This window comes from Nostoc sp., from assembly GCF_036916575.1.
Classification (GTDB): domain Bacteria; phylum Cyanobacteriota; class Cyanobacteriia; order Cyanobacteriales; family Nostocaceae; genus Nostoc.
This window is the reverse complement of record NZ_JBALGC010000018.1, coordinates 1-6,396: the sequence shown is the minus strand read 5'-3', so window position 1 is coordinate 6,396 and position 6,396 is coordinate 1. Positions and strand designations below refer to the sequence as shown.

Genomic DNA, 6,396 nt, shown 5'->3' with positions numbered 1-6,396 from the left:
GTGTTACTAATCCTTTAAGTGATACTTTTCGCATATATAACCCAAATAAGAATATTCCCGAAAAAGACCCAGACCTCAAATTTATTTACTATTGGGTAAGCGAACTAAAAGGTTACAGTCTACCAGAAATTATCCAAGGTAAATATATTGGCACTAGTTCTTATCCACAAACTATTTTAGATTGGGCTAAAACCCGCAAGATTAATGGTAAAATCATCTCTGACCTGCGGAAAAAAGTAAGAGAAAGGTTAACTCTCCAGGGTGGAACAGAATATGAAAGTGCAGTTGCAGCTAAAGAAACAGTAAATAAATACTGGCAGCACAAAGATAGACAGTACAAAGAATTCAATGAATTAGAGGCAGAACTAGAGTAAACCAATAGCGGATTTTAATAGTGCTAATCACTGCTCTCCATCTTTGTATAAAAATCTTACAGTCCGATGGCGTATCCGCCCTTACATGTGGCGATCACCCTTAAAAAATTCTTAGAGGAAAAGTTGCACCCCTGGAGCGATGGCGTAACCGCCCACCGTAGGTGATCACCTTTACAGAATACAAGCGTTCACGTAGTGTCTCGCAGAGAGGAAAAATTAAACGAGGTAGAGGAGCAATCGCCAAAGTAGTAAAAATCAGCTTTATTGGTTACTGGGCTGAATCTTGCTGCATAATCTGAGCGAGCATGATTTTGCAGAAATCATTATGCCTAATTTTGCATCTACTCCATTAAGTTGACAACACCAGTGATTCACATCGGCTTCATCCACGACTTCTCAAAATTCGGTTGCGTGAAACACCTCAAGGAGGTACAGCAAGCATGGAAACCGCTATAACTGGAGTTTAGACTAAAGCAAACGAAAATAGCTCGACAGAGGGTTTGATTAATTCCATGTCGAACAGCCATAGGATGAATTAAAAACAGAAGCATTAATCAGTATTTTTGGATACTTTCTTGGGCTTAGTAAAGCCTTTTTTAACAATAGGATAACGAGTCCGTTGCTGTCGGGGTCTGCCTGGAGTCCAACCAGGAGACTTTCCTCTGGGTTTAGCAGCAGTAGCGGGTGTTCCAATCCGAGCCAAAACTGTTGCAAAGCAGTTAGCGACTCGACCAGGGGATAAATTTTGGGCAGGTTTTTGCCTTGGCGCTAGCCTCTCCCTTTGGGAGAAGGTAGGGGGCAATCTTTGATACTTTCTTTGGCCAACCACACCTGCCACGAGAGCAAAGGCATCAAATCACTCCAGCATTCAGACTGCTCTGGAGTAGAAAAATGGGGTAGAGTCCAATGCAATCGTTGTTTCAAAAAACGATACCAGTGGTCAATAGCAAAGCGGCGTAAATACTGATGCCAAATTTCTGAGAGAACAGGTATCTGCTGACCCACCCAAACCAGCCATAAAGGTTTGGACTGTTTGAGGCGACCTTCTCCTGTGCGCTCAACTTGAATTAGATGCATAGAGTGTTGAGCAGACTGTTGGAAGTGAAGATGACACCACAAACGTAGGCTGATCTGTCCTAACTTTGAATGATTGACCTCTATCATTTGGTCAGGTAAGTGCCATGTTGTTGAGTCGTTGAGCTTGAATTTATCACCGTGAACACGAGGACGACCAAAACCTTTATAAGGTGGGGGCGCACCATAAAGCACACGGTTAGAGCGCAAGCGCATCAGTTTGTCGGCAGCAACGTCCGCTGTTTGCTTCACAAATGAGGCACATCCGTATTCTGCATCCCACAAAGATAAGGGTCGTTGCAGCAGATGTTGGCATACAAGCTTGAGTTGAGCTGCTGCTTTAGTTATAGGACTATCAAAACTTGTAATCCGCTCATGTAGTAACGGTAATGCCCAACTCCCCTGTTTCTCTGGAATCCAAGCTATAGTGCTGTAGCCTTGACCAACCGTCACTGGTTTGGCTCCTGACATTGGTTGCGCTTGATGTTCGTAAGTGCGGTCTTTAAGTGTAGCCGCATTTGGTCTTGACCATGCTGTGTGATCTCCTGCTAACACTAGTGGCTCTGTTTGCGGTAGCTGTGTTATGTACAACTGCATCAATTCAAAGCGTGGTGGTAAGCTGTCTTCTATTGCCTCATAGATGCTTGACCACTGCCGTCGAAACACTGGTGATATCGATAACTCTACAAATGAGTAAACACTACGTGTGACTAGCACTGCATCCATCAGGTCAAATAGTGCATCTTTACCATTACCCAAGAGGGTGTACACTCCACAGCGGAATTGTTTAAGCTTATCAAATGTCATGGTCAAGCTGTAATTTTTCTCTAAATCTCAGCATTGACCAAAACATGGTCAATTCAACAGGACTGACCGCTTTTTCTCACTATTTAGTCTAAAGTCCAGGCTATAAACACTGCCCCAGATACGAATGGCACTAAGAAAAGCTATAAGCTATACGAGGGAATGATTTCAATTTTTAATCAATGAACAGTGAGTGGAGAGGTTGAGCGATCACCCTCTTAGAAGTGAACCACGAGTCCGCAAACGTCGCCCCAAAACTTACCCCTTGATGACGAAACCCCGGCATGAATTACGCAAACAATTGCAAACTGCTTAAACCGCAAGCCTTTCGGCTTTTCTTAGTGCCATTCACCTGTAGCCCTTATTCTGCATAGCTTAGAGCTTTTCTTAGTGCCATTCCCTACATGGTCTTTCAGTTGTCAGAGTTTTGTTAAGGTTTCCCTCTTCTTATTACCCTGCCTGTTATCCCTAAGCTGTTCTAGGTTACTTAGCTTATTTCAACAGAACGATTCGCACTTGGAACTCTTTGTCGAGAAATTCATAACCCCGCTCCCAGGCGATCGCCCTTGCCATACAACCCAATTAAGATTTATTCTTTTGAGTAAACGCTCAACTGAGTATTTACTCAAATGCCTAAAGTAATCGCCGTCCTCAATACAAAGGGCGGCTCTGGTAAAAGGGGGTACCTAATACCCCATCTGCAACACTACCCGATATTTCAGCACAAATATCAAAAGTCAGGGCTTGACGAACGGGAGCAGCAAGTTCAAGAGCACGAGAAGTTGGGCGCATGCCGTCAGCTTTACGAATAAACAATTCATCTTTAATGTTAAAGTGAGGACAAGAACGCTCTAGCAAGGTGTGACTTTACCCATAACTTTGCACCAACGGCAAGCTTATGTTTCAACTTCCCCCCTTCAAGAGGGGAAGTTGTGTACGACTTCGGGCAGTCACTGCCCGAAGTCATTAACCAAGGGATAGTGACTATCCCCTGGATACCCGGTAGGCAGTCACAACAAGCGGATGCAACAACTCTGACTGGCGACCAGTTGAAGTTGGTACTTTGGCAAGCTTTTGATTCCAAAAACAACTCACGGCAAGATTATGAATCAAAACCCTTGTTTTAGGTGGCAGACAATAAACCCGCGCAATCAATATTTCAGCAGCGATCGCGGCAATGTTATGGCTCTGCCTTCGGCAAAAATATCGGTAAAGTCATACAAGGTGCCAAAGCCATGACTGAAAATTCTGACTTTGGAACGTTTGGTCGATTTGATGAAACCCCCGTGAATGAAATGTCTCCCGAGATGAAGGACGCCTACGACTTCACAATGAAGCTACGTGGCCTTATACCCGGACCACACAAGATTTGGTTAGCAAATCCGACCCTATCTAAAACGATCGTTCCGACTGGCTATTACTATCAGAAGCTCTCCACCTTGAAGAAGTCTGAAATTGAAATCGTTACGAATATCATCAATGGTCAATGGCGCGCGGTATACGGAAACTACGAGCACGAGAAGATCGGTGAGGAACAAGGCCATCTTGAACCGGAGAAGGTACAGGCTCTGATCGCAGGGCTGCCTACGTCTTTTAGTGATCCCCGTGAGCAGGTGGTGTATCAACTCGCGTCAGCTCTGGCCGCACAACGGGTTGTTCCAACCGGATTATATAAGCGTGCGAAAGAGCTGTTGGGTGATGCGGGCATCGTTGACGTCACAGTCCTGATGGGCTGGTTCACGATGGTATCACTAACCCTGATGGCGTTCGATGTTCCCGCTAATGCCGTGGGTCTACCACAATGAGGAGAAGAGAATGACACGGAAGAGTATCGAACTTGGTGGACGCATACCGCTGACAAAACCGAACGAGCTGACTCCTGTTCAACAAAGTCTCTACGACGATATCGATACGCACCAAGTGCCTTGGGCAGAAGCCGTTGGTTTCGTTGCCAAGGTCGCGGACGGGAGTCTGATTGGTCCCTTCAACGTTGTGTTACAAAGTCCTGAGATTGGTGCGGCATTCGGAATATTGCAGAGCGTTGAAGCGAAGAACACCACGTTGAGTGAGCGTGTTAGGCAAGTAGTGATTCTCACTGTCGGTTCGATCTGGAAATCTCAGTACGAACTATACGCACACAAGGCAGCTGCCAGAAAGGCGGGTATCACGGAGGAGGCGATTGACGCTCTGGTAACAGGTAGGCCGTCTGAAAGCCTTACGGACGAGGAAAAACGGGCGCAGGCTTTCGCCGAGGAGATCACGCGTAACCATCGAGTATCGAAGGAAATGTTCGATCAACTGAAGGCCACGTTTGGGATACGCGGCATCGTGGACATTCTCTTTCTCGCGGGCTGTTACGACATCGTGTGCTCATTGCTGAACGCATTCGAGGTGCCTGTTCCGGAGGACTCAGCAGGCTAAGTGTCACGGATCTACATCATTTATTTGAAGAAAGCAGCTTATTGCCAAAGGTGCACGAAAAGGGGGGCTAATGCCTTATGTCTCACAATAAAGCTCCGCAAGCCAGCGTAACGCCAGTCGCGGAGTTTCCGACGCAGTATTTCCTTGAGAATCTAGCAGTCCGAAAAGATAACTCTGTGTTGATCCAAGTCGCGAACAAGAAAGAGCTTTGGTATGTACCTCCCGCGGATGGAAATGAGGTTGTCGAGCCTGTACGCCTTCACACGTATAAAGAAAACGCAACGGGAATCGTGGAGGTTGAGCCTGAAGTCTTTGTTCTTCTTTCAGGAAATGTGTACACAACCCACGAGTGCTTCCTACATCGCTTGGATCTTCGTAAGTGGAAAGCAGGAACGCCGATTGCTCCAGAACTCATTTGCCAGTTTCCAAAAGAGACTCGTGGCGTCAATGGAGCCTGTCTACTAGGCCCCGGTGTAATGCTTGTTGCAGATTGTTTTGCCGGACTGATCTGGCGCGTAAATCTTTCGTCTCACGATGAGCAGCCTTCAATGCGAGTATGGCTGGAGCATGAAAGCATGGGATACTTTCCTGGAAAGATGAAACCAGAGCAACCGGGTGTCAATGGTGTCCATTATGCCGCTAAAACAAATTATCTCTATTACACTTCAACCGCAAAGAAGTTGTTTATGCGAGTGAAGGTTGATCCAAAAACATTAGAGCCGGCGGGTACTCCTGAGCTAGTGGTAGCGGGGAGGATGGGTGATGATTTCCTGATTGATGAAGATGCAGAGGTCATCTATCTCACTACTCATCGCCAAAATACCATTGACGTTGTATCGATGGAACCTGGTCTAAACAGCGGCTTTACACAGAGTGTAGCTGGAGAACCATATTCAAAGGAGATGATTGGACCTTCCGCTGGTGCCTGGAGAAGAGGCACAAATGATTACGGGCGTGTCGCATACTTCACGACGGATGGAGGAACAGCTTCTCCCCCTCCTGACGGTGCAAGACCCGCTAAACTTATGCGCGTGGAACTGAAGCCTCTTACAGATGGATTTCCCGCCTGAAGAATCTGCGATCAAGGCTCTGAGGGAAGCCCGGCTACCGTCAATATGTGGCAGTTTGAGGAACCCTATGGCAGCAAAGGCTGATCGAGGGGTACCAGTATCATCGGAACAGAAAACTGGGTGGTTAAGGATGGGTTCTATAGAACGTAGTTTACCGCCGCAGGCAGGCATCGCCCCTCTAGAATTCTTAAAGGAAAAACTGCCTTTGGTGCGTAGTTTACCGCCTTTTGCATCGCTTCAGAGTTGATAAAGAAAATTTTCGCATCATTTTGGTGGGCAAAGATGGTGGTGTTAAGTGCTAAGACACTACATCAATCCAATGGTGTGATTGTTTCGTTACTTTTATCTAAATTCTATGGTAATACTAATTTAGTCAAAAAAGTAATCAGTAAGCAGATACTAACATGGGTAGTTCTCCAAAATTTTTAGCTGCTATAGTTGGTAGCTTCTTAAGCCTAGCGACGATAGATGTTAACTCAGTACAAGCCGGCAGCTTTACTTTTACATCAATCGTTAACAGTAGGGATAATCAGGACTTTTTCGATATCCGTCCAATTGATGCAATCAACGATAATGGCACAGTCGCTTTTACTGCTGCATCCCCAAGTCCAGGCAGCATCTTTACTAGTAATGGTGGAGCAATTACTACTGCC

General features: G+C 46.0%; 10 protein-coding genes. 7 read left to right on the top strand and 3 right to left on the bottom strand.

What is annotated here, in order from left to right; translation table 11 throughout:
- A partial coding sequence (locus tag V7L29_RS06170) for an FAD-binding domain-containing protein (RefSeq protein ID WP_334734876.1) occupies positions 1–374 on the top strand: 374 nt, incomplete at its 5' end.
- A gap of 550 nt (positions 375–924) precedes the next feature.
- Here V7L29_RS06170 and V7L29_RS06165 read toward each other — a convergent pair.
- From V7L29_RS06165 to V7L29_RS06155, 3 genes are all read right to left on the bottom strand, one after another.
- Positions 925–1,077: a hypothetical protein gene (locus V7L29_RS06165; RefSeq protein ID WP_334734875.1), complete on the bottom strand. Its 153-nt coding sequence runs from the start codon at positions 1,075–1,077 to the stop codon at positions 925–927.
- A gap of 65 nt (positions 1,078–1,142) precedes the next feature.
- The gene (locus V7L29_RS06160; RefSeq protein WP_334734874.1) at positions 1,143–2,255 is read right to left on the bottom strand and encodes an NF041680 family putative transposase; all 1,113 of its coding nucleotides are present in this window, start codon (positions 2,253–2,255) and stop codon (positions 1,143–1,145) included.
- Positions 2,256–2,903: 648 nt separating this feature from the next.
- A complete protein-coding gene (locus V7L29_RS06155; protein WP_334691915.1) occupies positions 2,904–3,110 on the bottom strand; it encodes a hypothetical protein in 207 nt (68 codons plus the stop codon).
- A 74-nt stretch (positions 3,111–3,184) separates the two neighbouring features.
- Here V7L29_RS06155 and V7L29_RS06150 point away from each other — a divergent pair, with 74 nt between their 5' ends.
- The 6 genes from V7L29_RS06150 to V7L29_RS06125 form a co-directional block, all read left to right on the top strand.
- A complete protein-coding gene (locus V7L29_RS06150) occupies positions 3,185–3,379 on the top strand; it encodes a hypothetical protein (protein ID WP_334691914.1) in 195 nt (64 codons plus the stop codon).
- Positions 3,380–4,057 carry a carboxymuconolactone decarboxylase family protein gene (locus V7L29_RS06145; RefSeq protein WP_334734873.1) on the top strand — a complete coding sequence of 226 codons (678 nt, stop codon included), beginning with the start codon at positions 3,380–3,382 and terminating at the stop codon, positions 4,055–4,057.
- 10 nt (positions 4,058–4,067) lie between these two features.
- On the top strand, positions 4,068–4,673 hold the full coding sequence (locus V7L29_RS06140) for a carboxymuconolactone decarboxylase family protein (RefSeq protein ID WP_334734872.1): 606 nt from the start codon (positions 4,068–4,070) through the stop codon (positions 4,671–4,673).
- 77 nt (positions 4,674–4,750) lie between these two features.
- Positions 4,751–5,743 carry a hypothetical protein gene (locus V7L29_RS06135; RefSeq protein WP_334734871.1) on the top strand — a complete coding sequence of 331 codons (993 nt, stop codon included), beginning with the start codon at positions 4,751–4,753 and terminating at the stop codon, positions 5,741–5,743.
- Between the two features lie 67 nt (positions 5,744–5,810).
- Positions 5,811–5,990 (top strand): hypothetical protein, encoded by a 180-nt coding sequence (locus tag V7L29_RS06130; protein WP_334691910.1) that lies wholly within the window; start codon positions 5,811–5,813, stop codon positions 5,988–5,990.
- A gap of 157 nt (positions 5,991–6,147) precedes the next feature.
- A partial coding sequence (locus V7L29_RS06125) for a hypothetical protein (protein WP_334734870.1) occupies positions 6,148–6,396 on the top strand: 249 nt, incomplete at its 3' end.